The sequence below is a fragment of the Allobranchiibius sp. GilTou73 genome (assembly GCF_021391335.1).
In the GTDB taxonomy this organism is placed as follows: Bacteria; Actinomycetota; Actinomycetes; order Actinomycetales; family Dermatophilaceae; genus Allobranchiibius; species Allobranchiibius huperziae.
This window is the reverse complement of the sequence record NZ_CP090051.1, coordinates 2,839,556-2,865,851: the sequence shown is the minus strand read 5'-3', so window position 1 is coordinate 2,865,851 and position 26,296 is coordinate 2,839,556. Positions and strand designations below refer to the sequence as shown.

General features: G+C 70.6%; 24 protein-coding genes and 1 pseudogene. 16 read left to right on the top strand and 9 right to left on the bottom strand.

Features of this window, described 5'->3' with window-relative positions; all coding sequences use genetic code 11:
• Positions 1-53 precede the first annotated feature (53 nt).
• Positions 54-1,159 (top strand): annotated as a pseudogene (locus LVQ62_RS17895) (DNA glycosylase AlkZ-like family protein).
• 9 nt (positions 1,160-1,168) lie between these two features.
• Here LVQ62_RS17895 and ppgK read toward each other — a convergent pair.
• Positions 1,169-1,948, bottom strand: a complete 780-nt coding sequence (gene ppgK, locus LVQ62_RS14055) for a polyphosphate--glucose phosphotransferase (protein WP_233762499.1) — start codon at positions 1,946-1,948, stop codon at positions 1,169-1,171.
• Positions 1,949-2,004: 56 nt separating this feature from the next.
• Positions 2,005-2,862, bottom strand: coding sequence for a type I methionyl aminopeptidase (map, locus tag LVQ62_RS14050; RefSeq protein ID WP_233762497.1), 858 nt, complete (start codon positions 2,860-2,862; stop codon positions 2,005-2,007).
• Between the two features lie 59 nt (positions 2,863-2,921).
• On the opposite strand from map, the gene LVQ62_RS14045 reads away from it, so the two are divergent.
• Positions 2,922-3,110 (top strand): methionine aminopeptidase, encoded by a 189-nt coding sequence (locus tag LVQ62_RS14045; RefSeq protein WP_233762495.1) that lies wholly within the window; start codon positions 2,922-2,924, stop codon positions 3,108-3,110.
• Positions 3,111-3,185: 75 nt separating this feature from the next.
• The gene (locus tag LVQ62_RS14040) at positions 3,186-4,484 is read left to right on the top strand and encodes an MFS transporter (RefSeq protein ID WP_233762493.1); all 1,299 of its coding nucleotides are present in this window, start codon (positions 3,186-3,188) and stop codon (positions 4,482-4,484) included.
• Here the strand turns inward: LVQ62_RS14040 and panB are convergent, their stop codons facing one another.
• Positions 4,485-5,360 carry a 3-methyl-2-oxobutanoate hydroxymethyltransferase gene (gene panB, locus LVQ62_RS14035; RefSeq protein WP_233762491.1) on the bottom strand — a complete coding sequence of 292 codons (876 nt, stop codon included), beginning with the start codon at positions 5,358-5,360 and terminating at the stop codon, positions 4,485-4,487.
• Between the two features lie 124 nt (positions 5,361-5,484).
• Here panB and LVQ62_RS14030 point away from each other — a divergent pair, with 124 nt between their 5' ends.
• Together LVQ62_RS14030 and LVQ62_RS14025 are read left to right on the top strand one after the other, a co-directional pair.
• Positions 5,485-6,822 carry a glutamine synthetase family protein gene (locus LVQ62_RS14030; protein WP_233762489.1) on the top strand — a complete coding sequence of 446 codons (1,338 nt, stop codon included), beginning with the start codon at positions 5,485-5,487 and terminating at the stop codon, positions 6,820-6,822.
• The gene (locus tag LVQ62_RS14025; protein WP_233762487.1) at positions 6,819-9,815 is read left to right on the top strand and encodes a bifunctional [glutamine synthetase] adenylyltransferase/[glutamine synthetase]-adenylyl-L-tyrosine phosphorylase; all 2,997 of its coding nucleotides are present in this window, start codon (positions 6,819-6,821) and stop codon (positions 9,813-9,815) included. Before LVQ62_RS14030 ends, LVQ62_RS14025 begins: the two co-directional genes overlap by 4 nt.
• Before the next feature lie 58 nt (positions 9,816-9,873).
• Here the strand turns inward: LVQ62_RS14025 and phoA are convergent, their stop codons facing one another.
• Entirely contained in the window at positions 9,874-11,304 is a 1,431-nt protein-coding gene (gene phoA / locus LVQ62_RS14020) for an alkaline phosphatase (protein WP_233762485.1), read from the bottom strand.
• A gap of 157 nt (positions 11,305-11,461) precedes the next feature.
• Between phoA and LVQ62_RS14015 the strand changes: the two genes are divergently transcribed.
• The 11 genes from LVQ62_RS14015 to LVQ62_RS13965 all read left to right on the top strand — a co-directional run bounded on the left by LVQ62_RS14015 (position 11,462) and on the right by LVQ62_RS13965 (position 20,086).
• Positions 11,462-11,809 (top strand): TraR/DksA C4-type zinc finger protein, encoded by a 348-nt coding sequence (locus LVQ62_RS14015; protein ID WP_233767862.1) that lies wholly within the window; start codon positions 11,462-11,464, stop codon positions 11,807-11,809.
• A 159-nt stretch (positions 11,810-11,968) separates the two neighbouring features.
• The gene (gene hisD, locus LVQ62_RS14010) at positions 11,969-13,312 is read left to right on the top strand and encodes a histidinol dehydrogenase (protein ID WP_233762483.1); all 1,344 of its coding nucleotides are present in this window, start codon (positions 11,969-11,971) and stop codon (positions 13,310-13,312) included.
• Positions 13,313-13,322: 10 nt separating this feature from the next.
• Positions 13,323-14,441, top strand: a complete 1,119-nt coding sequence (locus tag LVQ62_RS14005; RefSeq protein ID WP_233762481.1) for a histidinol-phosphate transaminase — start codon at positions 13,323-13,325, stop codon at positions 14,439-14,441.
• Positions 14,438-15,073 carry an imidazoleglycerol-phosphate dehydratase HisB gene (gene hisB / locus LVQ62_RS14000; protein WP_233762479.1) on the top strand — a complete coding sequence of 212 codons (636 nt, stop codon included), beginning with the start codon at positions 14,438-14,440 and terminating at the stop codon, positions 15,071-15,073. Before LVQ62_RS14005 ends, hisB begins: the two co-directional genes overlap by 4 nt.
• Before the next feature lie 6 nt (positions 15,074-15,079).
• Positions 15,080-15,703: a hypothetical protein gene (locus tag LVQ62_RS13995; protein WP_233762477.1), complete on the top strand. Its 624-nt coding sequence runs from the start codon at positions 15,080-15,082 to the stop codon at positions 15,701-15,703.
• Positions 15,700-16,335, top strand: a complete 636-nt coding sequence (hisH, locus tag LVQ62_RS13990) for an imidazole glycerol phosphate synthase subunit HisH (protein WP_255696406.1) — start codon at positions 15,700-15,702, stop codon at positions 16,333-16,335. The genes LVQ62_RS13995 and hisH overlap by 4 nt, the downstream gene beginning before the upstream one ends.
• 36 nt (positions 16,336-16,371) lie before the next feature.
• Complete coding sequence (gene priA / locus LVQ62_RS13985; RefSeq protein ID WP_233762475.1) at positions 16,372-17,121, top strand: bifunctional 1-(5-phosphoribosyl)-5-((5-phosphoribosylamino)methylideneamino)imidazole-4-carboxamide isomerase/phosphoribosylanthranilate isomerase PriA; 750 nt, start codon at positions 16,372-16,374, stop codon at positions 17,119-17,121.
• Positions 17,118-17,840 (top strand): SseB family protein, encoded by a 723-nt coding sequence (locus tag LVQ62_RS13980; RefSeq protein ID WP_233762473.1) that lies wholly within the window; start codon positions 17,118-17,120, stop codon positions 17,838-17,840. The genes priA and LVQ62_RS13980 overlap by 4 nt, the downstream gene beginning before the upstream one ends.
• A gap of 177 nt (positions 17,841-18,017) precedes the next feature.
• Positions 18,018-18,158, top strand: coding sequence for a hypothetical protein (locus LVQ62_RS13975; RefSeq protein WP_233762471.1), 141 nt, complete (start codon positions 18,018-18,020; stop codon positions 18,156-18,158).
• A gap of 177 nt (positions 18,159-18,335) precedes the next feature.
• Positions 18,336-18,476, top strand: a complete 141-nt coding sequence (locus LVQ62_RS13970; RefSeq protein ID WP_233762469.1) for a hypothetical protein — start codon at positions 18,336-18,338, stop codon at positions 18,474-18,476.
• Positions 18,477-18,661: 185 nt separating this feature from the next.
• On the top strand, positions 18,662-20,086 hold the full coding sequence (locus tag LVQ62_RS13965; protein ID WP_233762467.1) for an HNH endonuclease signature motif containing protein: 1,425 nt from the start codon (positions 18,662-18,664) through the stop codon (positions 20,084-20,086).
• Between the two features lie 103 nt (positions 20,087-20,189).
• Here the strand turns inward: LVQ62_RS13965 and LVQ62_RS13960 are convergent, their stop codons facing one another.
• From LVQ62_RS13960 to efeU, 5 genes are all read right to left on the bottom strand, one after another.
• Positions 20,190-21,185, bottom strand: a complete 996-nt coding sequence (locus tag LVQ62_RS13960; protein WP_233762465.1) for a 1-acyl-sn-glycerol-3-phosphate acyltransferase — start codon at positions 21,183-21,185, stop codon at positions 20,190-20,192.
• A 1-nt stretch (position 21,186) separates the two neighbouring features.
• Positions 21,187-22,077 carry a patatin-like phospholipase family protein gene (locus LVQ62_RS13955; protein ID WP_233762463.1) on the bottom strand — a complete coding sequence of 297 codons (891 nt, stop codon included), beginning with the start codon at positions 22,075-22,077 and terminating at the stop codon, positions 21,187-21,189.
• 75 nt (positions 22,078-22,152) lie between these two features.
• On the bottom strand, positions 22,153-23,427 hold the full coding sequence (gene efeB, locus LVQ62_RS13950) for an iron uptake transporter deferrochelatase/peroxidase subunit (RefSeq protein WP_233762461.1): 1,275 nt from the start codon (positions 23,425-23,427) through the stop codon (positions 22,153-22,155).
• Positions 23,424-24,644, bottom strand: a complete 1,221-nt coding sequence (efeO, locus tag LVQ62_RS13945; protein ID WP_233762459.1) for an iron uptake system protein EfeO — start codon at positions 24,642-24,644, stop codon at positions 23,424-23,426. The genes efeB and efeO overlap by 4 nt, the downstream gene beginning before the upstream one ends.
• A 22-nt stretch (positions 24,645-24,666) precedes the next feature.
• Positions 24,667-26,241, bottom strand: coding sequence for an iron uptake transporter permease EfeU (gene efeU, locus LVQ62_RS13940; RefSeq protein ID WP_233762457.1), 1,575 nt, complete (start codon positions 26,239-26,241; stop codon positions 24,667-24,669).
• Between the last annotated feature and the right edge of the window lie 55 nt (positions 26,242-26,296).

Genomic DNA, 26,296 nt, shown 5'->3' with positions numbered 1-26,296 from the left:
CCGGCTGAGCGGGATCGCCACCGGGTGTCACTCCCTCGCCCTACGGTGAGGCGATGGTGCACCGCCTGACGCGACGCGATGCCCGCCGGATCGCGGTGCGGGCGCAGCTGCTCGACGCCTCCCGGCCCACCGACCTGCTATCGGTCATCCGGCATCTGTGCCTGATCCAGGTCGACCTGACGGCCGCGGTGGCGCCCAACGTGGACCTCGTCTGCTGGAGCCGGCTCGGCGCGGCGTACGAGCCGGCCGAACTCGACGACCTACTCGACTCCGGGCGGGTCGTGGAGTACGCCGGGCTGCTGCGGCCGGGCGAGGACATCGCGCTCTTCCGGGCGCAGATGGCGACCTGGCCCGGGAAGGTGTCGGGACCGGAGGCCGTGCCGTGGCGCGTCGGGCTGCAGCGGTGGCTGAGCGCCAATCAGGCCTTCCATGACGACCTTCTGCAGATCCTGCGGTCTGACGGCCCGACCGTGGCTCGTGACCTGCCCGACACCTGCGTGGTGCCGTGGCGGTCGTCGGGGTGGAACAACAACCGCAACGTGCCGCGCATGCTCGATCTGATGGAGGCCCGTGGCGAGATCGCGGTGGCATCCCGCGAGGGCCGCGAGCGGCTCTGGGACCTCGCGGAGCGGGTCTACCCCACCACCGACGTGGTCGAGGTCGGGCCTGCCGTCGCCGAGCGCGACCGACGACGCCTGACCTCGCTGGGGATCGCGCGAGCATCGGTCAGCAAACCGCCGGGCGAGCCGTACGACGTCGGCGACGCCGGGCAGGACGCCGTCATCGAGGGGGTGCGGGCACCTGGCGCGTCGACCCGGCGCAGCTCGGCCTGCCGTTCCGCGGCCGGGCCGCGCTGTTGTCACCGCTGGACCGGTTGGTGGTGGACCGCAAACGGCTCACCGAGATCTTCCGGTTCGACTACCAGCTGGAGATGTACAAGCCGGTCGCCAAGCGACGGTGGGGCTACTTCGCGCTGCCGATCCTCTACGGCGACAGCTTCGTGGGGAAGCTCGACGCCGCCTCGGATCTCGACGCGGGACTGTTGCGCGTCAACGCGGTGCACGAGGACGTCGACTTCACCGCGGCCATGACGCGCGCGGTCGACCGCGAGATCGAGAGCCTCGCGCAGTTCCTCGGCCTGCGCGTCTCGCGTAGCTGACCGGAGGGGCTACTCGCGGTGGGTGCCCTCGGCCTTCGCGGACTCCACGGCCTCGTACGCCGCTCCGACGATGCCGGCGGCGTTGCGCAGCTGGGCAGCCACGATCGGCGCGCGCAGGTGCAGCAGCGGCAGGAACTTGTCGGCCTTCTTGGAGACCCCTCCGCCGACCACGATCAGGTCCGGCCAGAGCAGGTCCTCGACGTGGCTGTAGTAGCGCTGCAGCCGCGCGGCCCAGTCCTCCCACGACAACTCATCGCGATCCTTCGCGGCGCTGGACGCCTTGCTCTCGGCGTCGTGCCCGTCGATCTCCAGGTGGCCCAGCTCGGAGTTGGGCACCAGCTGCCCCTTGTTCAGCAGCGCGGACCCGATACCGGTGCCGAGCGTCGAGACCAGCACCAGTCCCTCGGTGTTGCGCGCGGCGCCGAAGCGCAGCTCGCCGACACCCGCGGCGTCGGCATCGTTGAGCACCGTTGCCGGTCGGCCGAGGCGGCCCTGCAGCAGCTCCTCCACGTTCGTGCCGATCCACGACTGGTCGATGTTGGCGGCGCTGCGTACGACGCCGTGGGTGACGACCGACGGGAGCGTGACGCCGATGGGCTGCTCGCCGACCAGGTCCTTGAAGTGGTCGACGATCTTCTCGATCACGTCGGCGACGGCGTCCGGCGTCGACTCCTTCGGGGTGTCGATCCGCAGGCGGTCCGCCGCGAACTCACCGGTGCGCAGGTCGACCGGCGCGCCCTTGATGCCGGTGCCGCCGACGTCGATACCGAGGGGGTGAGTGGTCGACATGGACTCTCCTTCGAAGGGCGGCCGGCGGGTGCCGGAAGCGGGGATGCGCAGGATGTTCAGACGGTGGTGAGTATCTCGGGTCCGGTGGGCGTGATGAGGATGGTCTGCTCGAACTGCGCCGAGCGCGACCGGTCCGCGGTGATGACGGTCCAGCCGTCGTCCCACAGCTGCGTCGCCGACCCGCCCAGGTTGATCATCGGCTCGACGGTGAACGTCATGCCCGCCTCGATCACGTCGTCGTACCCCGGCGCCGCGTCGTAGTGCGGGATGACCAGGCCGGAGTGGAAGGTCTGGCCGACGCCGTGACCGGTGTACTCGTGCACCACCCCGTAGCCGAATCGGGCCGCGTACTTCTCGATGACGCGACCGATGACGTTGACCTGGCGACCGGGGAGCGCCGCCCGGATGCCGCGCATCATCGCCTCCCGGGTGCGCTCGACCAGCAGTCGCGACTCCTCGTCGGCGTCGCCGACCAGGAACGAGGCGCAGTTGTCGCCGTGGACGCCGTCGATGTACGCCGTGACGTCGATCTTGACCAGGTCGCCGTCGTCCAGCGGACGGTCGTCGGGGATCCCGTGACAGACGACCTCGTTGACGCTGGTGCACAGCGACTTGGGGAAGCCGCGGTAGCCGAGCGTCGAGGGGTAGGCACCGTGGTCGAGGACGTACTCGTGACCGATGCGGTCCAGTTCGTCGGTGGTGACGCCCGGCGCAGCCGCGGCGCCAGCCGCCTGCAGCGCGCCCGCGGCGATCCGGCCCGCCACCCGCATGGCCTCGATCGTCGCCGCGTCCTTGACCTCCGAACCCGTGAACGGAGCGGGTGCCGGGCGGTCGACGTACTCCGGCCGGGCGATGCCCGCGGGCACGGCGCGACGCGGGCCGACCCGGCCTGCGGTGACAGTCGACGTGGGCATAGGTGTGCCAGTGTAGGGGCGGCGAACAGGCACATTCCTCCCGTGGACAGGAGCACGCGATGACCTACTGGTACAACGTCGACAGCGGTCGGGTCGAGGACGACGAGCACAAGAGCGCGGCCGACCACCTGATGGGTCCGTACCAGAGCCGGGACGATGCCGCGAACGCTCTGGCGAAGGCTCGGGAAAACACCGAGAAGTGGGATGCCGAGGACCGCGACTGGAACTCCAAGGGCTCCTCCGACTGAGTCCCGGCTGACCGATCTCGTCTCGACCGGGGTGGGCAGCGGCTTCCATAGGCAGGCTCTAATCTTGACGTCGAGATGACTTCCACCGACGACGGCTTCGGCTTCGGAGCCCTGGCGATCCCGGCGTACGGACCATCCCTGCTCTTCGGGCTCGGCGAGGGCGCGATGCTCCCGGTGCTGCCCCTGTCCGCGCGCGACGTCGGCGCCAGCGTCGCGATCGCCGCGACTATGGTCATGCTCATCAACGTCGGCTCGTTGATCTTCAACGTGCCGTCCTCGATCATCACCGACCGCTACGGCGAGCGGCACGCGATCATCGGGGCGTCGATCGTCGGCGTGCTCGCCTCGCTGCTCTTCCTCGTCGGCCACGAGGTCTGGATCTATGCCACGGGCGCCGTCCTCTACGGCATCAGCGCCTCGGTCTTCATGCTCGCCCGGCAGAGCTATCTGACCGAGGCCGTGCCCGCGACCCACCGCGCCCGCGCGCTGTCCACGCTCGGCGGCGTCATGCGGATCGGGGTCTTCGTCGGGCCGTTCATCGGGGCCGCGGCGATGAGCCTGTGGCACCTCGCCGGCGCGTACGTCGTCAGCACCGTCGCGCTCGCGCTCGCCGGTGTGCTCGGGGCAACCTTGAAAGAGCTGCCGCACGAGGCCGAGTCGCGACGCAAGGCTGCCGGTGAGCTGGCGGACGTGACCGTGCGGAGCACGCTGCACGACTACCGCCGGGTGTTCCTGACCGTCGGTATGGGCGTCCTGCTGGTGTCGGCCATCCGCGCGACCCGGCAGGCCGTGATCCCGCTCTGGGCAGAGCACCTGTCGCTCTCGCCGACGACGGCATCGCTGATCTACGGCATCAGCGGGGGCATCGACATGCTGGTCTTCTATCCGGCCGGCAAGGTGATGGACGTCTACGGGCGACGCTGGGTGACCGTGCCGTCGATGCTGGTGATGGCCGTGTCGATGATGGCGATTCCGCTCACCCACGGCGCCGTGACGCTGTGCCTGGTGACCTGCGTGCTCGGCTTCGGCAACGGGATCGGCGCCGGGATGGTGATGACCCTGGGCGCGGACTTCTCACCCGAGCGCGGGCGCGCGCCGTTCCTCGGGATCTGGCGCGAACTGTCCGATGCCGGCTCGACGATCGGCCCCGGTGTCCTCGCAGGGGTGACCGCGGTGCTCAGCCTCGGCGCGGGGGTGATCGTGTCGGGCGCGACAGGCCTGGGCGCCGCCGCGGTGATGTGGCGCTCGGTGCCCACCCGCGGGAAGGCCCCCGAGCGCTCGGACGACCTCACCGAGCGGAGCAGTACGCCGCCGACCGGAGGAGACGTGACCCCTCCGCTCGAGGAGGAACCCCTCCGCCCGGTGAAGCGGTAGCTACTTCTCGAAGCTGTGCTCGGGCCCGGGGAAGGTGCCCGACACCACGTCCGAGCGGTAGTCGCGCGCGGCCTCCAGCAGGGTGCTGCGTAGGTCGGCGTACTGCTTGACGAAGCGCGCCATCTTCCCGCCGCGCAGGCCGGCGAAGTCCTGCCAGACCAGCACCTGCGCGTCGCAGTCCGATCCGGCGCCGATGCCGACCGTGGGGATCTGCAGCGCCTGCGTCACCCGGGCCGCGACCGGCGCGGGCACCATCTCCATCACGATCGCGAAGGCTCCCGCGTCCTGCAGCGCCTTCGCCGCAGCCACCAGCTCGTCGCCGGCGTCGGTGCGGCCCTGCACGCGGTAACCGCCGAGCGCGTGCTCGCTCTGCGGGGTGAAGCCGATGTGTGCCATCACGGGGATGCCGGCCGCCGTCAGGTGCGCGATGGTCGGCGCCATCGCGGCGCCGCCCTCCAGCTTCACGCCGTGGGCGCGGCCCTCCTTCATGAAGCGCACCGCGGTGTCGAACGCCTGGCCCGGGTCGCGCTGGTAGCTGCCGAACGGCAGGTCCGCGATCACCAGGGAGCGTCGAGCGGCACCGGAGACCGCGCGTACGAGGGGGAGAAGCTCATCGACGGTGACCGGAAGGGTCGTCTCGTAGCCGAGGACGTTGTTGGCGGCCGAGTCGCCGATGAGCAGCACCTCGATGCCGGCCTCGTCGAAGATGGCGGCGGTGTACTGGTCGTACGTCGTGAGCATCGACCACCGGGTGCCCTCCTCCTTGAGGGCGAGCAGGTGGTGGGTGCGCACGCGGCGTACCGGCGCGGCGGCCGAGCCGTCGGAGGGGGCGGCGGGCGCGTTGCCGGTGCCGTAGGGCGGGGCTTCCTCGGTCATGCGCCCGACCCTAGCGATCGGCTCGCGCCGCCCGGTTGTCAGCCGATCCGTGGCGTCGGCGTCACAGATCCGCTGACAACCGGTGCGGCCCGTCCCGGCGGCGGCGTACACCTAGGATCACGGCATGGATCGTCAGCAGGAATTCGTGCTCCGGACCATCGAGGAGCGCGACATCCGTTTCGTGCGATTGTGGTTCACCGACGTGCTCGGCATGCTCAAGTCGGTGGCCGTGGCCCCGGCCGAGCTGGAGGGGGCGTTCGCCGAGGGCATCGGCTTCGACGGCAGCTCGATCGAGGGGCTGGCGCGCGTCTTCGAGGCGGACATGCTCGTGCTGCCCGACGCCTCGACGTTCCAGATCCTGCCCTGGCGCGGTGAGAGCCCGGGCACGGCTCGGCTCTTCGCCGACATCCGGCTGCCCGACAACACCGCCAGCGCCGCCGATCCCCGCTTCGTCCTGCAACGGGCGCTCACCAAGGCCGCGGACAAGGGCCTGACGTTCTACACGCACCCGGAGATCGAGTTCTACCTCTTCGAGCAGCGCACGAGCACCGACACCCCGCCGGTGCCGGTCGACAACGCCGGCTTCTTCGACCACGTGCCGCACGGCACGGCCCACGACTTCCGCCGCGCGGCCATCACGATGCTCGAGAGCATGGGCATCTCGGTGGAGTTCAGCCACCACGAGGCGGGCCCGGGCCAGAACGAGATCGACCTGAGGTACGCCGACGCGCTGTCGACAGCGGACAACATCATGACCTTCCGCACGGTCATCAAGGAGGTCGCGCTGGAGCAGGGCATCTTCGCCTCGTTCATGCCCAAGCCCCTCGCGAACCACCCGGGCAGCGGCATGCACACCCACGTCTCGCTCTTCGAGGGCGACCGCAACGCCTTCCACGAGGCGGGCGCGCCCTACCAGCTGTCGCGCACCGGCAAGTACTTCATCGCGGGCATCCTGCGGCACGCCTGCGAGATCTCGGCCGTCACCAACCAGTGGGTCAATTCGTACAAGCGGATGTGGGGCGGGGCCGAGGCCCCGGCGCACGTCTGCTGGGGCCACAACAACCGCAGCGCCATGGTGCGCGTGCCGATGCACAAGCCGGGCAAGGACCAGAGCACGCGCATCGAGGTCCGGTCGCTGGACGCCGCCGCGAACCCCTATCTCGCGTACGCCGTGATGCTCGCGGCCGGGATGAAGGGCATCGAGGAGGAGTACGACCTGCCGCCGGAGGCTGAGGACGACGTCTGGAACCTCACCGACCGCGAACGCCGCAGCCTCGGGATCGACCCGCTGCCCGCGTCCCTCGACCACGCGATCCACCTGATGGAGAACAGCGAGCTGGTGGCCGAGACGCTGGGGGAGCACGTCTTCGACTTCTTCCTGCGCAACAAGAAGGCCGAATGGGCCGCCTACCGCGACCAGGTCACCCAGTTCGAGCTCGACCAGTACCTGCACCGCCCGTGACTGCTCCGACCCGCGGTGCGCTGGTCCGCGCTGGGTTCTTGGACGCCGACCGCTCCGGTCGGTGCCTGGAGGACCTGGCCGACTGGGCCTCCGACGAGGTCGTCGCGCTGCTCGCCGCCTCGCCCGACCCCGACCAGGCCGTGCTGGGCCTGGTCCGGCTGAGCGAGGCGGTCGACGGTGAGGACCGCGAGCAGCTCGGTGCGCTCCTGACCGACCGATCCCAGCACGGCCCCGGCCGACGACGCCTGATCCAGCTGCTCGGCAGTTCCAGCGGGCTGACCGACCACCTGGTGCGCCATCCCGCGCACTGGCGCGAGGTCGCGGATGCGCAGCTGCGGGACGCCGAGACGGTCTACGAGCAGGTGGCGCGTGACGTCGGGGACGCCACCGGCACCCCCGCGTACGACGCACTGCGGGTCGCCTACCGCCGGCAACTGGTGCGCATCGCGGCGTACGACGTCACCAGCGATCCGATCGAGGCGTTGCCGATCGTGGGGGAGTCGCTGGCCGATCTCGCCGGTGCCTGTCTCGAGGCCGCGCTCGGCATCGCGCGCCGTGAGGTCGACGGCGCCGAGCGGGCCCGCCTCGCCGTGATCGGGATGGGCAAGTGCGGCGGCCGGGAGCTCAACTACGTCAGCGACGTCGACGTGATCTTCGTGGCCGAGCCCGCCGAGGGGGACGACGACGAGGCCGGCGCGCGCGAGATCGCCGGCAAGCTCGCGGTGGCCACCATTCAGGCTTGTTCGGCGCATACCGCCGAGGGCACCCTCTGGGAGGTCGACACCGCCCTGCGTCCGGAAGGCAAGCAGGGACCGCTCGTGCGCACCGTCGCCGGGCATGCGGCGTACTACGAGCGGTGGGCCAAGACCTGGGAGTTCCAGGCCCTGCTCAAGGCGCGGCACGTGGCGGGCGACGCCGAGGTCGGTGCGGCGTACCTCGACGCGATGCTGCCGATGGTGTGGCAGGCCTCGACCCGTGAGAACTTCGTCCAGGACGTGCAGGCGATGCGCGCCCGGGTCGAGCAGTACGTGCCGGCGAGCGAGTCCGAGCGGCAGCTCAAACTCGGGCCGGGCGGCCTGCGCGACGTGGAGTTCAGCGTGCAGCTGCTGCAGCTGGTGCACGGGCGCAGCGACGAGCACCTGCGCAACCGCGCCACCCTCGTCGGCATCGAGTCGCTGATGCGCGGCGGGTACGTCGGGCGCACGGACGCGCACGAACTCGACCGCTGCTACCGCATCCTGCGGGTGCTGGAGCACCGCATCCAGCTGTCGCGGATGCGCCGCACCCACCTGATGCCGACCGACCCGGAGCAGCTGCGGCCGCTCGGACGCGCGCTCGGCATCACCCGCGACCCGGCAGAGGGGGTGGTGAAGTTGTGGCGCGACACCGCCCGCGACGTACGCCGCCTCTACGAGCGCCTCTTCTTCCGGCCCCTCCTGTCCGCGGTGGCGCGGCTGAGCGACGACGACGCGTGCCTCTCTCTCGACAGTGCCCAGGACCGGTTCGCCGCGCTCGGGTACGCCGACCCCAAGGGCGCCATCGGGCACATCCAGGCGCTCACCGGCGGGGTCAGCCGCCGCGCCGCGATCCAGCGGACGCTGCTGCCGGTGATGCTGCACTGGTTCGCCCAGGAGGCCGACCCCGACCTCGGGCTGCTCGCCTTCCGCCGGATCAGCGACCGACTCGGCGGCACCCACTGGTATCTGAAGATGCTGCGCGACGAGGGCGGCGCCGCGCAGCTGATGGCGCGGGTGCTCGCCAGCAGCCGGTACGCCGGTCAGCTGATCGAGGGCGCACCCTCCTCGGTCGTCGTCTTCGGGTCGGCTGGCGCACGGATCCCGTTGCGGCGCAACCAGATCCTGGACGTTCTGCGAGCTGCCATCGACCGTCACGACGACCCCGACGACGCCGTGCGGGCCATCCGGGAGACCCGGCGCACCGAGCTGATCCGGGTGGCGGTGGCAGACATCGCCGGCACGCTCGACCTGGACACGCTCGAGCAGGCCCTTACCGACATCGCCGCGGCCACCATCCAGTCGGCGCTGGACGTCGCGATCCGGCAGGTGGAGGGCACGACCGGCGGGCCGCTGGCGACCCGGATCGCGGTGATCGGCATGGGGCGCCTGGGCGGGCGCGAGACGGGTTACTCCAGCGACGCCGACGTGCTCTTCGTGCACGACCCGCACGAGGGCGCCAAGTCCGGTCTTGCGCAGACCCAGGCGACTCAGGTGGTCAACCGGCTGCGCGACTCACTCGGTGCGAGCGGCCCCGACCCCTCGCTCACCGTCGACGCGGACCTGCGCCCGGAGGGCAAGTCCGGTCCGATCGTGCGCACCCTCGCGTCGTACGCCGCGTACTACGAGCGGTGGTCGGCCGGCTGGGAGGCCCAGGCACTGCTGCGCGCGGCACCGATCGCCGGCGACGTCGACCTGGGAGAGCGGTTCGTGCGGCTCATCGACCCGCTGCGGTACCCCGAGGGCGGCATCGACGACGCCGCCGTGCGCCAGATCCGCCGGCTGAAGGCGCGGATGGAGGCCGAGCGGATCCCCCGCGGCGGCGACCGGCGTACCCATTTCAAACTCGGCCGCGGCGGGATGTCCGACGTGGAGTGGACCGTGCAGCTCGCCCAGCTCGAGCACGCCCACGAGATCCCGGCGTTGCGGCACACCGGCACCTATTCGCTGCTCGCCGTGATGGCGCGGCACGACCTCCTGACCGAGGAGGAGGCCGAGACGCTGGGCGCGACGTGGTCACTCGCGACGCGGATGCGCAACGCGGGCGTGCTGTGGCGCGGGCGGGCGATGGAGTCGCTACCGAGCAGTCTGGCCGATGTACGCGGCATCGCCAGCCTGCTCGGGTGGCCCCTGACGCGCAGCTACGGGCTGCAGGAGGACTACCTCAGGCAGACGCGGCTCGCCCGAGCGATCATCGAGCACCGCTTCTACGAGAGCGATCTGACCGAAGGGCGCGACGAGTTCCCGACACCGCGCTGACCGGGGCAACTGCTCGCGACGGTCGAGGCCGTCGCGAGCGGTCGCCCTTCTGGAGGGGTCAGTGGCGTCCGGGCCGATCCAGTTCGAGTGCCCGGGAGATGGTGAAGAACAGGTCGGTCTGATCGGTCAGCCCGACCACGTTCGCGGCCTGCGGACCGTAGCCTGCGATGCGCAGCTGGGTCCCGGTGTGCTGCTGGGAGGCGCCAGCGGCCGCTGTCGCGTAGTTCAGCGTCATCGGGGCGTTGTCGGCAGTGAGCAGGTTGACCGTCAGTCCGGGCGTGGTCGAACCCGCCTCGACGATCTGGCTGGTGTGGGCGTGATCGGCCGCCACGAAGACCGACGTGTTGCCGTCCTTCTTGGCATAGGCCAGGGCTGCCTGCACCGCCTCGTCGAGGTCGATGGCCTCCCCGATCTGTCCGCAGGCGTCGGCGGCGTGATCCTGCTTGTCGATGCTCGCTCCCTCGACCTGCAGGAAGAAGCCCTGCTTGTTTCCCTTGGACAGCAACGAGATCGCCTTCGTGGTCATCGATGCCAGCTTGGGCGTCGAAGTGGTGCGCGCAGGGTTCTCGGTGCACCGGGCTGCGGGCTGTGCGCCGCCGGTCGGAGTGGCCTTCGGGCCGACCCAGCGCACCGGCATGTTGCCCGGCGCGAAGAGTCCGAGCACCGGTGTGCGCTGGTCGGCTGTCCGGACGCCGGACAGCGAATCGTCATCCGTCACGACCCGGAAGCCGCGACGTTGCGCCTGGCTGAGCAGGGTCTGCCCGGTGTACCGGCCGGTCGTCGCCTTCTCGCCGAAGGTGGTCGCGCCACCACCGAGGGTGACATCGGGGCGGGTGTCGAGCAGCTGCTCGGTGATCGAGCCGCGGCCGCCGTTCTCCTTGGCGTTGCTCGGGCAGGTCTTCGTCGTGGCGACCGGTCCGTAGCAGGAGCGCGCGGTCACGTGGCTGACCTGCACCGCGGGAGTCGCGTCCTGGATCTCGGCCGTGGACACGTCCCCGGTCTTGAGCCCGCGGGCCTTGGCCAGCTCCAGGAGGGTCTTCTGCGGGGCCCCGTGCACGTCCACCGAGATGGCGCCGTTGTAGGTCTTGGTGCCGGTCGACCAGCCCGACCCCGAGGCTGCGGAGTCGGTCACGTAGTCCGGCTTTCCGTCCTTGGTGAGGGAATAGGTCGTGTACTGCCCGGTCAGCGGCAACGCGTCGATGCCGGGGAGGCGTCCGGCCGCGCCGTACCGGTAGTTGCGCGCCGAGGTGATCTCGGAATCGCCCATGCCGTCGCCGATCAGCAGGATGACGTTGCGCGCCTTGTGCCCATCGACGGCCCGTGCCACGGTGCCGCTGTCGTCGCCGCTGAGTCGGCGGGCGCCACCGTGCTGGGTGAGATCGACCTGTGTCGCGGCGGCGGCGATGCCGACCGTCGAGAGGGCGGCGACGGCTGCCAGCCCGATGCCCCACGTGGAACGGCGAGCGGAACGACTGCGTGTTGTGATCAATGCGTCTCCTCGGATGATGGCTGATACCCAGCCTGTGAGAAACCAGAGAAGCTGCTGCACATGAACTGCAGATGTGCTGGACATCACGCTGAGGTTGACGGGCGGCGAGCGGATGGTGAGATCAGCCGGTCCGCGACATGCTGGCCCGGTGAGCTCGATGACGGAGGTGGAGGAGAGGCTGGCGGCGGATCGCGTCGAGTCGATGCGCAGGCTGGCCGATCTGCGGCGCCAGTTCGCGCGCACCGTCGAGGCGTCGCGCGACACCAACGCCGATGACGAGCACGACCCCGAGGGCGCGACGATCGCGTACGAGCGCTCGCAGCTGTCGGCGCTCATCGACCAGGTCGGGCGCCGGCTGGTGGCGTTGGACGCCGCGCTGGACCGGGTGCGCGAGGGGACCTACTTCGTGTGCGAGGTCTGTGGCGGTCCGATCGCACCGGAACGGCTGGAGGCCCGGCCGTTCGCGCGTACCTGCATCGCCTGTGCCGTCTCGCACCCCGGCTGACGGTGGCACAGCCAGGTCCTAGAGCCACAGGCCGGCCTTCGGCTCTCGGACCGACCCGTGTCAGGGTCGCGGGCCGCCTCCGACGAAGCGCGGTGTACGACGGCGCCCGGGTCGTGGACGAGCACGGAGCGCCCCGGGACCGGCTACTAAACTGGTCTCGTGATATCCCGTCTGGACCTGCGCGGTACCGCTCTGTCGTCGTTGGACGCCCGCGGCCTGCGTGACGCGCTGCCGCGTGCCGAGTTCGACGTCGACGCGGCACTCGACGTCGTACGTCCCATCTGCGCCGACGTGCAGGCGCGGGGCGTCCAGGCGCTGCTCGAGCTGGGGGAGCGCTTCGACGGGGTGCGGCCGACCTCGCTGCGGGTGCCTCACGAGGTGCTGCGGGCCGCGGCCGAGCAGCTCGACCCCGCGATCCGCGACGCTCTGCTGGAGTCGATCCGGCGCGCCCGCCTGGTGCACGCCGACCAGCGCCGCACCGACACCTCCACCACGGTCACCGACGGCGGCGTGGTGACCGAGCGCTGGGTGCCCGTGGATCGCGTGGGTCTCTACGTGCCCGGCGGCATCGCGGTCTACCCCAGCAGCGTCGTGATGAACGTCGTGCCCGCGCAGGCTGCCGAGGTGCCGTCGCTGGCGGTGGCCAGCCCGCCGCAGTCCACCAACACCGGTGTCTTCCACGGGTACCCGCACCCGACGATCCTGGCGGCGTGCGAGTTGCTCGGCGTCGACGAGGTCTACGCCGTCGGTGGGGCACAGGCCGTGGCGATGTTCGCGTACGGCGCGTCGGACCAGGACGGCACCACGGTGTGCGAGCCGGTCACGCTGGTCACCGGCCCGGGCAACATCTACGTGGCAGCCGCCAAACGCCTGCTCAAGGGTCTGATCGGGATCGACGCCGAGGCCGGTCCCACCGAGATCGCGATCCTCGCCGACGACGCCGCCGACGCCGACCTGGTCGCCGCCGACATGATCAGCCAGGCCGAGCACGACGAGCTGGCGGCCGCCGTGCTCGTCACCGACAGCCCGGAACTGGCCGAGCAGGTGGAGCGCGCGCTCGACACCCGTGCGGGCGCGACTCGGCATGCCGTGCGCGTCAAGACCGCCCTCGGCGGGCGCCAGTCCGGGATCGTGCTGGTCGACTCGCTCGACGACGGCATCCGGGTCGTCGACGCCTACGCGGCCGAGCACCTGGAGATCCAGACCCGTGACGCCGCGGCGGTGGCCGCGCGGATCCGCAACGCGGGCGCCATCTTCGTGGGCGCGTACGCCCCGGTCAGCCTGGGCGACTACTGCGCCGGCTCCAACCACGTCCTGCCGACCGGCGGCTGCGCCTGCCACAGCAGCGGGTTGTCGGTGCAGTCGTTCCTGCGCGGCATCCACGTCGTCGACTACTCCCGGGAGGCACTGCATGAGGTCGCGGCGCAGGTGGTGACGCTGGCGAACGCCGAGGACCTGCCCGCGCACGGTGAGGCCGTCACCGCGCGCTTCCCGGACGCGTGAGCGCCTCGTCGTGACCGATTTTCAGGCGATGCTGCGCGCGGACCTGCGCGGCGGCAGCCCGTACGGCGCGCCGCAGCTCGACGTACCGGTCGCCGTCAACACCAACGAGTCCTCCCACCCAGTGCCGCACGACGTGGTGGAGGCGATCGCGGCCGCCGTCACTCGCGTCGCCCCCGGTCTCAACAGGTATCCGGATCGCGAATTCGTCGAGTTGCGAACGGCATTGGCCGGCTACCTGTCGGTGACCACCGGCTGCGAGATCGACCGTGAGCAGGTCTGGGCGGGCAACGGCTCGAACGAGGTGCTGCAGCATCTGGTGCAGGCGTTCGGCGGGCCGAGCCGTATCGCGCTGGGCTTCACCCCGTCGTACTCCATGCACCCGATCATCAGCCGCGGTGTCGGCACGACCTGGGTCGACGGACTGCGCGACGCCTCGCCGGACCGCTTCGACATCGGCACCGACCTCGCGGTCGCCCAGGTGCGCGAGCACGACCCGCACGTGGTCTTCCTGTGCTCGCCCAACAACCCGACGGGCACCGCGCTGCGGCTGGAGACCGTGACCGCGGTGTACGACGCCGCACCGCGGGCCATCGTGGTGGTGGACGAGGCGTACGCCGAATTCGCCCGCCCGGGCACCCCCAGCGCACTCACGTTGCTGCCCGGCCGCGATCGGCTGGTGGTCACCCGCACCATGTCCAAGGCGTTCGCCTTCGCCGGCGTGCGGCTCGGCTACCTGGCGGCCGACCCCCAGCTGACCGAGCTGCTGCGGCTGGTCCGCCTGCCCTACCACCTCTCGTCGGTGACGCAGGCGGTCGCGCTGGCGGCGCTGACGCACGCGCGCACGATGCTGTCGATGGTCGAGCAGATCAAGGCCTCGCGGGACGCGCTGGTGCAGGGCTGCACCCGGCTCGGCCTCGATCCCGTGCCCAGCGACGCCAATTTCGTCCTCGTGGGAGGATTCGCCGACGCGCGAGCCTCCTGGCAGCACCTGCTCGACCGTGGTGTGCTCGTGCGCGACGTCGGTCTGCCGCACCATCTGCGGATCACCGCGGGCACGATGCAGGAGACGCAGTCGGTGCTCGAGGCGCTGGCACTCACGCTCGATCCGGACGGGAAAGGCACCGCATGACGGCGTACGACGAAGGCACGGTTGCGCGCGCGGGACACCGCACGGCTCATGTCCAGCGCGCCACCAAGGAGAGCAGCGTCGACCTCTTCCTCGACCTCGACGGCACCGGCGAGGCGCAGGTCAGCACGGGCGTGCGGTTCTACGACCACATGCTCGAGAGCTTCGCCAAGCACAGCCTGATCGACCTGACCGTCGCCGCGACCGGTGACATCGACGTGGACGCGCACCACACGGTCGAGGACACCGCGATCGTGCTCGGCGACGCCCTGCGCGAGGCGCTGGGCGACAAGTCGGGCATCTCCCGCTTCGGCGACGCGATGGTGCCGCTGGACGAGGCGCTCGCGCAGGCCGTCGTCGACGTCGCGGGCCGCCCGTACGTCGTGCACGAGGGAGAGCCGGAGGGTCAGGTCTACGCGATCATCGGCCGCACGTACACCGGCGCGCTCACCCGCCACGTGCTGGAGTCCTTCGCCTTCCACGCCGGCATCGCCCTGCACGTGCGCGTGCTGTCCGGCCGCGACCCGCACCACATCGTCGAGGCCCAGTTCAAGGCGGTGGCGCGGGCGCTGCGAGCCGCGGTCGCGCGCGACCCGCGGGTGGTCGGCATCCCGAGCGCCAAGGGTGCGCTCTAACCCGCCATGACGGCCACGCGACCCGCGACCGGGGTGCTCTACCTGCACGGTGACCGCCAGCGTGTCGACACCTGGGTGCGCCGCGGGCAGGCCCCCTGTTTCGTCGTGCCGCTCTCGGGGTGGACCGCGGTCGTGCCCGCCGGCGCCGCACCCGCTCCCGCGCCGTACGACGCCGGGCACCTCGTCCTCGCCTCCCGCGGTGTGCCGTCCAACCTCCGCAGCGCGCTCGGGCTCTTCGACATCGACGGCCGCGCCGTGGTGACCGTGCATCCCGCGGGCTGGCGAGCCGTGCCCCGGTGGCTCGTCTGGGAGTCCGGTCGAGGCACCGCGCGGGTGCCGTCGCTGCCTGCCGCGTCGCCCATGGACCTGGTACGAGCCGCCGGTGTGGCGCCCGAGGTCGAGCGGGAGGTGCGCGCCGTCCTGGCCGAACGACCGGCCGCCGTGACCGACGTACTCGGCGACCTCGTCGAGCTGCTCGCGCTGCCGGGCGAACGGCTGGTGTTCGGCCGAGGGGTCAAGAGCGCGGAGGGCTCGACGCTTGTCGAGCCCGAGGAGCGGTCGGTTCGCCAGTATGAGCGGCTAGTGCTGGAACGCACGGAGATTCGCGACACGGTCACCGGGTCGTCGTGAAGCAGGTCGTCGTCCTCGACTACGGCAGCGGGAATATCCGCTCGGTCGTGCGGATGCTCGAGCGGGTGGGTGCACAGGTGGAACTCACCGCCGATCCGGAGTCGGTACGCCGTGCGGACGGTCTCTACGTGCCGGGCGTGGGCAACTTCCACGCGTGCGTCGCGGGACTGCGTCAGGTGGGCGGCCCGGATCTGATCGGGGAGCGGCTCGCCTCGCGTATCCCGGTGCTGGGGGTGTGCGTCGGTTTCCAGGTGCTCTTCGAGGGGTCGACCGAGCACTACGCCACCGACGGTCTCGACGGCATCGGTGTGTGGCCCGGCACGGTCACCCGCCTGGAGGCTCCTGTCGTCCCGCACATGGGATGGTCCCAGGTGCGGACAGCATCGGGTTCGGCGCTGTTCCGCGGCATCGAGGACGAATGGTTCTACTTCGTGCACTCCTACGCCGCATCCCAGCCTCCCGCCTCCGGCTTCGCGGGTCCCGATCGGGCGCCCCTTGTAAGCACCGCTGAGCACGGTGAGGTCTTCGTGGCAGCCGTGGAGGACGGCGCACTCTGGGGCACCCAGTTCCACCCCGAGAAGTCCGGGGACGCCGGAGCGGCACTCATCGAGAACTGGCTCGCGTCGTTCTGAGCGAGCCCGTGCAAGAACGAATCGAGAGGAATGACAGTGGTTTCCGAGCAAGGCACCAGTCCGCGGCTGGAGTTGTTGCCTGCGGTCGACGTGGTCGACGGCAGGGCCGTGCAGCTCGTGCAGGGAGTGGCCGGCTCGGGAGGGGAGTTCGGCGATCCGTGGCAGGCGGCGCTGGCGTGGCAGGAGCAGGGCGCCGAATGGTTGCACCTGGTCGACCTCGATGCCGCGTTCGGACGGGGTGACAACCGTGAGTTGCTGGCCTCGATCGTCGGTCGCCTCGACATGAAGGTCGAACTGTCTGGCGGGATTCGTGACGAGGCGACACTCACTGCCGCACTGGCCAGTGGGTGCCGCCGGGTCAATCTCGGCACAGCTGCGCTGGAGAATCCGGAATGGACTGCGAAAGCCATTGCCGAGCATGGCGATCGGATCGCGGTCGGGCTCGACGTACGCGGCACGACGCTGGCGGCTCGCGGGTGGACCCGCGAGGGTGGTGACCTCTGGGAGACGCTGGCGAGACTCGACTCCGAGGGGTGCGCTCGCTATGTCGTGACCGATGTCGCCAAGGACGGGATGCTGCAGGGGCCGAACGTGCCTCTGCTGCACGACGTCTGTACGCGGACCGACCGCCCGGTCGTCGCGTCCGGCGGGGTGTCGACCGTCGCCGACATCGAGGCTCTGCGGGCCCTGGTGCCCGACGGTGTCGAGGGCGCGATCGTCGGATCCGCGCTCTATCGAGGGGCTTTCACACTCGGTCAGGCGCTCGACGCGGCGGGGCGGCCGTGAGCGACCACCACGACTCCGCCGATCAGCCGTGGGAGGGCAGGCAGCTTCCTGCGACCGGCTTCGAGCAGGACACCGGCGAGGCGGACACGGCGCTGATGGCCGCCATCGATGCCGACGACACGACGTTCATGTCGGCACTGTCGACAGCCCGGCTGCTGGTGCCGATCGTCGCGACGGCGGACGACACGGAGGACACCGACGACGGGCTCACCGTCGAGAAGTCGACGCAGATGGCCGTCGTGACGCTGACGGCCCCGGACGGCGAACGGGCCCTGCCGGTGTTCTCCGGGGTGCAGGCACTGCACGCCTGGAATGCCGACGCACGGCCCCGTCCGGTCCCGTCCGCGCAGGCCGCTCAGGCGGCGGTGGCCGAAGGGTGCGATGTCCTGGTGCTCGACCTCGGCTCGGAGCACCTGCGCATCGTGCGCCCCAGCATGGTGTGGGCATTGGCCACGCAGCGTGCGTGGCTCCCGGCGTTCGCCGACCCGTTCGTCCGCGATGCCATCGCCCGCGCCTCCCGGGATGAGCCGGCGGTGGTGTCGGCCGACTGCGAGAGCGATGACGACGGTCAGCTGCGGGTGGTGCTGAGGCTGATTCCCGGCCTCGCTTCCAGCGAGGTGCAGGGGCTGTGCGCGCGGATCGGCGAGCAGATCGCGACCGATGGCGAGACCCGCGCGCGCATCGACGCGCTCTCGTTCCGGGTGCTCACCGCGAGCTGACAAGCAGGTCCCAGGGAGGGGCGATGTCGGGGCGCACCGCATCGGACGTGCCTCGGATGCGGTGCGGGCTTCGGTGCGCTTCCGCGACCCTGCGGGCGTGCGACGTGAGACTGCCGGCGGTACCGACAATCGGATCGTCCGTGCCCGATCGCGGGCTGGCGAGCGAACGATCCGCACGTGCGGACTGCGGTCCGGGGATCGATCCGATTCGGCGAGGTGCAGGGGCTGTGCGCGCGGATCGGCGAGCAGATCGCGACCGATGGCGAGACCCGCGCGCGCATCGACGCGCTCTCGTTCCGGGTGCTCACCGCGAGCTGACAAGCAGGTCCCAGGGAGGGGCGATGTCGGGGCGCACCGCATCGGACGTGCCTCGGATGCGGTGCGGGCTTCGGTGCCCTTCCGCGACCCTGCGGGCGTGCGACGTGAGACTGCCGGCGGTACCGACAATCGGATCGTCCGTGCCCGATCGCGGGCTGGCGAGCGAACGATCCGCACGTGCGGACTGCGGTCCGGGGATCGATCCGATTCGGCGAGGTGCAGGGGCTGTGCGCGCGGATCGGCGAGCAGATCGCGACCGATGGCGAGACCCGCGCGCGCATCGACGCGCTCTCGTTCCGGGTGCTCACCGCGCGCTGACAAGCAGACCCATTCCCAGTGTGGACAACACCGGGATTCAGCGGGGGATGTGGATAACTTGCGGGCCAATCATATTGAGGAATATAAAGATTCGTCTCAACAACCCTTGCGGCTAACTTCGAACGCGCGTACGATAAGACGTACATTGCAGGCTCGCCAGTTAACCGGGGAGGGGGTGGGTGCGGATGAGTGTCGAGGGGATCTCCCGGGTGCCTGACGCGCCGCTTCCTGCTGCTCGCGCGGCGGTTCCGGCCGGTCCGGGTGCAGCTCCTGCACTGCTGGCTCGGTTGGCCGAGTTGGTGACAGATCTACAGGGGTGGCCCGGTGCGTTGTACCAACTCGGTGAGGCGGAGTTGGGTGGGTTCGTCGCGACGATGGTGGGGTTGGGCTCGCGTGCGGAATCTTTGGCGGCGGTCGCCACGACCGAGGCGGTCACCCGCGGGGTCGTGGCCAGCTCCACCGCGACCGATGCAGGTGCCTGGGTGACGTCGTGTGTCACCCAGGGCGAGGTCGCCGCGGTCGAGCCTGCGGTGTGTCGTCGGATCGGGGTGGTCGCCACGGGGTGTGCCGATCCTCGCAACCGGGTGGTGGCGGATGCGTTGGCCGCGGGGGTGGTGAGCGTGAGCTGTGCGCGGGTGGCGTTGCGGGAGGTCCCGAAGGTGTTGCCGGTGATTCCCGGCGCGAAGCGGGATGAGGTGCTGTCGTGGTACCTGGCGTTGTCGCACACCGGGGCCCGCACGTTGCGGGACCTGTCGGCGCGGATCATCGGCCGGTTTGCCCCCGAGGTGTTGGTCGCGCAGGAGGAGCACCAGCAGGCGTGCGAGACGTTGACCTGGGCCGATCTGCCCAACGGACTGACCCGGTTGACCGCAGACCTGTCCACCGGGCACGCGGCGGTCATCAAACACGCCATCCAGGCCCTCGCCGCCCCGGCACCCGCACTGTTTCTCGCCAACTCCAGCGATGTTGATGCAGCTTCCGATTGGGCCTGCGGCGCAGTAGCCGAGCGGGACACCCGCACCCCCGGCAAACGTCGCGCGGACGCGCTGATGGAACTGGCCGACACCGCAGCCCGACTACTGGACGGGGACCGCTCCCACCACACCGGCACCGTCGGCGGGTCGGCCAAGATCGTGATCACCCTGGACCACCAGACCCTCATCGATCAGCTCACGGCCGCCGGCCACCTACCCGGGATCGGGCGGACGATCAACGGTGACCTGCTCGACGCCGGGACCCTGCGCCGGATGGCGTGTGATGCGGACGTGATCCCGATGGTGTTGGGCGGCGAGTCCGAACCATTGGATGTCGGCCGCACCAGACGCCTGTTCACCGGCGGCCTGCGAACGGCGATCATCCACCGCGACCGGCATTGCACGTTCCCCGGCTGCGACCGACCACCCAACTGGTGCGACGCCCACCACATCACCCCCTGGTGGGCCGGCGGACAGACAACCCTGACCAACGCCGCACTGCTGTGCGCACGCCACCACACCATCGTGCACCGCGACCTGCTCACCGCCACCGTCACCACCACCGGCGTCACCTGGGACCTCACCCCCGGACGCATGCCCCAGCGACCCGGCCACCAGGGACAAGGCGCGGCATGACGATGACGGCGTTCACGTTCGTTGACGGCGTTCAAAGACCGTCAACGAAAGCGAACGCCGTCAGGGCGGGTTCCGACGCGAGCGGAGAGGAAGAACGACGGCCTCAGCCGACCGTCTCGTTCTCGGGCGGTGTCCAGTCGTCGATCGCGGCCCACTCATCGCGCAACCATCCGACCAGATCGTCCGGTCTCACCCTCGTACGTCGCAGGGAGACGTCGACGCGGTGGGTGAGAGGCACGGCAGCCCAGATCGCGGCGATCGAGGACAGTCGCTCGACGCCGCGGTGGGCGCCGACCAGCACCTGCGGGTCCGGCACCGCGGCCAGGATGGTGCGCATCGCGCCGGTGTGCGGGTCCAGCACGGTGGGGTGCGACTCCATCCAATCGAGCGCGACCAGGTCACCGTCATCCCGCGCCTGCTCGACCTCGGCCTCCCATCGGCCCGGCGTCCAGTTGCGCCCTTCCGGGAAGAGCAGAATCACCTCGCCGGGTCCGGCAGACTTCGCGAAAGCGGCCAGTTGGGAGTCTCTTTCGTCGTCCGGCACGCGCGGTGGCGGTAGGAAGAACGCTCCAAGGCGGCGCAACGCGAGATCCATCGCCGGATCCCACAGCAGCATCCGCTTGAGCACCACGCGCGGCACGCACCCCAGATGCCGGGTCATCACCCAGACCATCATCAGCGAGTCGCCGACGCCGGCGTGCCGAGCCAGGAGCACCGTGGGAAGACCGTGGTCCAGGTCCGTCCCACCGGTGATGTGCACCTCGAAACCGACCACGCGACGGGCCCGGCCTACGAAGACGTCCAAAGCGTGCGCCACGACCTCGATGTGGTCGGTCTTCCAATCCTCCGGCCGCCGACGCCCGGCGCGGTGGGCCACCCACAGGCCGGTGCAGCGCGCGAAGATCGAGAAGTCCAGCACCACCGCGGCCATCCCGATCACGATGAACCGCAACGGCCTTCGTCGACGCGCGACCAGCCCCAGCAACCATGCGGGTACTGCGAGGATCGCCAGCACGACCAGCAGCGCGGGCACCGCGACGACGTAGATCGGGTCGCGCACCACCCGGCGCAGCGGCAGAGGCAGGACCGGAAGCTCCACCTCAGCCCGCGTCCACGGACGCCAGGTAGGCGCTGGACGAGGTGTACGCCGCCGCGATCCGGCCGGTGATGTAGGCCGGGTTGCGGTGCAGCAGCGAGACCATCGGCGCGTCCTCCGCGCCGCTCGGGAGCTCGTGCACCTCGATGCCCGGCGGGATGTTGGCCATCTCCTCCACGTACCGGTGGCGGCGGGCGATCTCGAACGTCACCGACGCCACCTCCCACGGCCAGCGAGGCAGCCGCAGCTGCTGCTCCACGCGCCCGACGTGCATCACGTAGATGCGGGTGGCGCCGAGGGCGATCGCCCGGGAGACGGGGATCGAGTGGACCAGGCCGCCATCCCAGTAGTGCTTTCCGTCGATCTCGATGGGCGGGAAGAGTCCGGGCACGGCGCAGGACGCCATGATCGCCGGCGCCGCTGGGCCCTCGCTGAACCAATGAGCCACCGAACGCTCGAGATTCGCCGCCACGCACTGGAACGGCACCTGCATGTCCTCGATGTTCGCGACCGGCAGGTTGTCCCGGATGAGCCGCAGGAACGGGCCGGCGGGTGACAGGTGCGTGCGGGGCACGCGGCGGCGCGACCTGGACTCCGAGGAATCGGAGTCGGCCCGACGGCCCGGCACCCGCAGTCGCGGGCGGGGCAGCGCGTCCTGCAGGCTCGGCAGCACCGACATCGACGACCAGAGCTCCGTCAGCCGCTCCAGGGCCGCTTCTCCGGGGTCGGCGGCGATCGCCGCGCCGTTGACCGCGCCGATGCTCGTGCCGACCACGAGGTCGGGCCGGATATCGCGCTCCAGGAGGGCGCGCAGCATGCCGATCTGCGTGGCGCCGAGCACGCCGCCGCCGCCGAGCACGAAGGCGCAGGTGGGCGACGTACCAGAGGGATCCACGTGCCGACACTACCTACGTGTCGCGTCGCGTCAGGGGAGTACGACGGTCACCAGCGTGGCGCAGCCACCGCGGCGTCAGGCGAAGAGCTGCTCACCGATGTAGTGCCCCGACTTCGGTGCGGGCGGCACCGCGAAGAGCCCGGACCCGACGTGGGAGATGTATTCGTTCAACCGGTCCGACGCGCCGAGCTTCGACTGCAGCGTGACGAAGTGCTGCGGGGTGCTCATGTACGCGATGAACAGCAGCCCGGCATCCAACTGGCCGAAACCGTTGATGCCCTCGGTGTAGTTGTAGCCGCGGCGCATGATCTTCACTCCGCCGTTGTTCTCGTGCGCGGCGAGTGCCACGTGGGAGTCGGCGGGTATGACGGTCTTGCCGGTCGCGTTCCTGCTGTGGAAGTTCGGGGTGTCGAACTCTCCGTGGCCCGTCAGCGGGGCTCCGACGTTCTTGGTGCGCCCGAAAATCGACTGCTGGTCGTTGATCGGATCGGCGTCCCATACCTCGATGTTCATCGAGATCTTGCGCACGACCTGGTAGGTGCCACCGCGCAGCCAGGCCTGCTCGGACGCGTCGTCGACCCACACGAACTCGTCGTAGTCGGCGTCGGAGCGCAGGTTGCGGGTGCCGTCCTTGAAGCCCAGCAGGTTGCGCGGGGTCTCCTGCCCCTTCCCGGCGGACGCGCGTCCGAAGCCGAGGACGGCCCAGCGGGTCATGGCGGTCCCGCGCACCATCCGGGCGAGGTTGCGCACCGCGTGGTAGGCGACCTGGGGATCGTCGGCGCAGGCCTGCAGTGACAGGTCGCCTCCGGAGGACGCGGCGACCAGGTTGTCGCTCGGGAGAGCGGGCAGGTCCGCGAGCAGTGCAGGCTTCTTCGAAGAGAGGCCGAACCGCTCGTCGAACAGGCCGGGCCCCAGACCGACCGTGACGGTGAGGCTGGCGGCATCGAGACCGGCCGCCTCACCGGTGTCCTGGCCGATGGCGCCGGGGCGCACGGAGTCGACCTGGCCGATGGGTGCGCCTTTCATCAGCTGCGCGATCGCTGCGGTCCAGCGGGCGAGCAGCACCTGCAGGTCCGAACGCAGGGCACCCTGAGCGAGATCGAAGGTCATGTAGACCGCGTACCGCTGCTGGGGGGTCTTGATCCCCGCGGGCCGCGCTTCGTCGTAGAACGGGTGCTGGGTGCTGAGGTCGACGGTGTCGTGGTCGTCGGGCGCCCCCGCGGCGGACGCCGAGCCGGCACCCCACCCGGCGCCCAGCCCGATGGCGGCACCCGCGGCCAACCCGCCGGCGGCACCCTGGACGAGACGCCGGCGGCCGACGTGGTGACGTGGCTGATCTGCGTCGGTCATCCCTGGGTGGCGACCTTCTCCGCGATGCGGGACAGCGGGTCCTGCAGGCCCTGCACGGTCTGGCTCAGGTTGGCCGCGCTCTTGGTGCGCTGCGCCGGTGTCCACGGCACGAACCCGCCGAGGTCCTTGGAGCTGCGGAAGGTGTTCAGCTGGCCGCTCACCTTCGAGAACTCGGCGCTGATCTGCGCGGTCAGGGCCGGGTCGAGCACGGTCAGGCCGGGCTTGAGGTAGGCGAACGCCTGCTGCGCACCCTCGAGGTTGCCGTTGAAGTCCATCAGGTCCAGGTGGCTGTAGTACTCCTCCTCGCCCTTGATCTTGTTGGACTGCACCTCCTCCAGCAGTCCCGCGGCGCCGTTCGCCAGGTCCTCCGGCTTGTACTTCAGCGTCTTGGCCAGCGTCACGAGTTTGCCGACGTTGCTGTCCAGCTCCGCGGCCAGCTTCTTGGTGTTGGCGGTGATCTTGCCGCTCTGCCACAGGTCGCGCTCGACCGCGTGGAAGCCGTGCCACCCGACCTTCGGATCGAGGTTGGAGGCGCGCATGTCGATCAGGTAGTCCAGGTTGCCCGCGTTGTCGGTGGCCGAGTGTCCGGGCAGTACGAACCCGTCGACGTCGGACTCGATCTTCTCGTAGTAGGGGCGGGCGGCGGCGTACTTCGCCTTCGCCTGCGCCACGTTCCCGGAGTCCACCGCCGTGCGCAGCTGGCCGGTGGCGGTCTTCATCGCGGACAGCTGGGTGTCGACGAAGGTGGCGTAGCCGGCGGTGCCGCTCGCCAGCAGGGCCGACGCGCTGCCGCCGGTCGAGGTCGCCGCCTTGCCGGTGACGGTGAAGTTCTGCATCTCCTTCGTCGCGCCCGGGCAGTAGATCTGGTAGCTGCCGCCGCCGAGGGTCGTGGTGAACTTCACGGCGCCGAGGCCGGGCGCGAGGTTCTCCTTCTCGCCGATGATGCGCTGGTTGCTCTGCAGCTCCAGTTCGGTGATCGCGGTGGCGCTGGTGTTCACGACGGTGAAGGTGACCGGGCCGGCCTTCGCCTGCGGGTGGTCGATCGTGCACGAGTCGCCGGAGGGGCCGTTCGCCAGGGTGATGTGCACCTGCGCGGCGCCGTTGCTCACGGGAGCGGCGTTCGCCGACCCGGTGCCACCGGCGCCGGTGCCCGATGAGCTGGTGCCCCTACCGTCGGTGCCGCACGCGGCCAACGCGAGCGTTGCGACGCCGGCCACGGCGCTGAGGATTGCAGGGTGCCTAACGGACATCGACGGAGCTCCTGGATCGGGGTGCGGTGGTGGTCGGGGTCTGGTCGGAGGATTCGAGGGGGTGCGGGCGTCGGCGCCACCAGGTGAGCAACACCAGCGCGGCGGCGACGACCAGGGCGAGGGGGAGGGTGCGCGACCAGAAGCGGGCTTCAGTGCTGCGAGCGTCGAGCGCGCGGATCGAGGAGGCGACCTTCGACGCGTACGCCGGTCGCACCGACCAGCTCTCGGAAGCGGTACCCGGGTCGGTCAGGGTCAGGGTGCGGCTGCCGGCGAGCCCGCCTCCGCGGAGGCTCAGCACCGTGCGCACGCTCTGCGTCGCATCGACCAGCACCCCGTTGCTGACCCACACGTCGCGCTCGCCGACCCGGGTCCATTGCGCGGTGTACGGGCCGGGGCTCTGTGAGGCGTTGACGCCGACCGGCATCCGGCCGCCGTTCAGGCTGAGCAACTGTGTCGACGTGAGGGAGGACGGTCGACCGGGAAGCGGCCCGGTGAGGGAGGACGTGTGCTGGGCGGTCAAGATGCCCTGATGCTCGGACGGCCGGGACGCGCCGAGCGGGTACGTCGAGCGGGTGCCCGCGGTGGTCCGGACGAGCGTGTCGCCCGCCAGCCGCGCGGTGCCTGCCGAGCTGCCGTCGCTGGTCAGGGGCGCGCCGTGCGGCGCGTCGACACCGGCTGCGGGGTAGGCCGTGGCGAGGACGGCGGCCGCCAGCACCAGCGCCGCGGCGGCACCGAGCCGGATACGGCCGGCTGCGACGGCACCGGCGCGGTGCTTCACAGGCCAGTAGACGAGCAGGGCCATCGGCACCAGGTAGGCGCACCACCCGAGGACCTCGATCAGGCGTGGCCCGGTCGGGATGCCCAGCACACCGGTGAGCAGCGCACCACGCACCGATCCCGCCGGAGCCAGCCAGGTGAGGTCGAGCGTGCGCTGCTGGCCGGCGTTCAGCCAACCTGCCTCGTGGGCGGTGCGCAGCGCGGTCACGACCAGGCCGGCGGCCACCAGGAGCAGGAACGCGCCGGTGAACTTGAAGAACTTCGCGAGGTTGAGCCGGACGCCGCCGCGGTAGATGCCGATGCCGACCGCGACCGCAGCCAGGACGCCCAGCACGGCCCCCGTCGCCGCCAGCGCGGGGTTCGTGGACGCCTGGAACGTCGCGAGCAGGAAGACGGAGGTCTCGAAGCCCTCCTTGAGCACCGCGAGGAAGGCCATCACGGCCAGCGCGCGGCTGGAGCCAGACCCCAGGGCCTCGCGTGCCGAGCTCTCCAGCTCCTTCTTCAGACCGCGGGCGTGGGTCATCATCCACAGCACCATCCCCGTCACGAAGACCACGGCGACGGCGCCGATGACGGTCTCCATGCCCTCCTGGGCCGCCTGCGGCAGGCTGGACTCGACGACCTTGAGGGCGATGCCGACCGCCGCGCTGAGCAGGAGGGCCAGGGTCACGCCGATCCACAGGGGGCGCAGCGATCGACCGTTCTGCCGCAGGAAGGCCGCGATGATGCCGACGATCAACGCCGCTTCGAGGCCCTCACGCAGGCCGATCACGAATGTCGCGAGCACGTGGATGAACTTCCTTGAGGGGGCGCCGAGAGAAGGTGAGGCTTACCTTAGCTTG

What these genes read in the sequence shown, in the direction of transcription:
- ppgK (WP_233762499.1), bottom strand. Translation starts at nt 1,948, where the DNA reads ATGTCGACCACTCACCCCCTCGGTATCGACGTCGGCGGCACCGGCATC.
- efeB (WP_233762461.1), bottom strand. Translation starts at nt 23,427, where the DNA reads ATGACCGACGCAGATCAGCCACGTCACCACGTCGGCCGCCGGCGTCTC.
- LVQ62_RS13995 (WP_233762477.1), top strand. Translation starts at nt 15,080, where the DNA reads ATGACGGCCACGCGACCCGCGACCGGGGTGCTCTACCTGCACGGTGAC.
- LVQ62_RS14045 (WP_233762495.1), top strand. Translation starts at nt 2,922, where the DNA reads ATGACCTACTGGTACAACGTCGACAGCGGTCGGGTCGAGGACGACGAG.
- LVQ62_RS14040 (WP_233762493.1), top strand. Translation starts at nt 3,186, where the DNA reads ATGACTTCCACCGACGACGGCTTCGGCTTCGGAGCCCTGGCGATCCCG.
- LVQ62_RS14015 (WP_233767862.1), top strand. Translation starts at nt 11,462, where the DNA reads ATGACGGAGGTGGAGGAGAGGCTGGCGGCGGATCGCGTCGAGTCGATG.
- hisB (WP_233762479.1), top strand. Translation starts at nt 14,438, where the DNA reads ATGACGGCGTACGACGAAGGCACGGTTGCGCGCGCGGGACACCGCACG.
- panB (WP_233762491.1), bottom strand. Translation starts at nt 5,360, where the DNA reads ATGACCGAGGAAGCCCCGCCCTACGGCACCGGCAACGCGCCCGCCGCC.
- map (WP_233762497.1), bottom strand. Translation starts at nt 2,862, where the DNA reads ATGCCCACGTCGACTGTCACCGCAGGCCGGGTCGGCCCGCGTCGCGCC.
- LVQ62_RS13965 (WP_233762467.1), top strand. Translation starts at nt 18,662, where the DNA reads ATGAGTGTCGAGGGGATCTCCCGGGTGCCTGACGCGCCGCTTCCTGCT.
- LVQ62_RS14030 (WP_233762489.1), top strand. Translation starts at nt 5,485, where the DNA reads ATGGATCGTCAGCAGGAATTCGTGCTCCGGACCATCGAGGAGCGCGAC.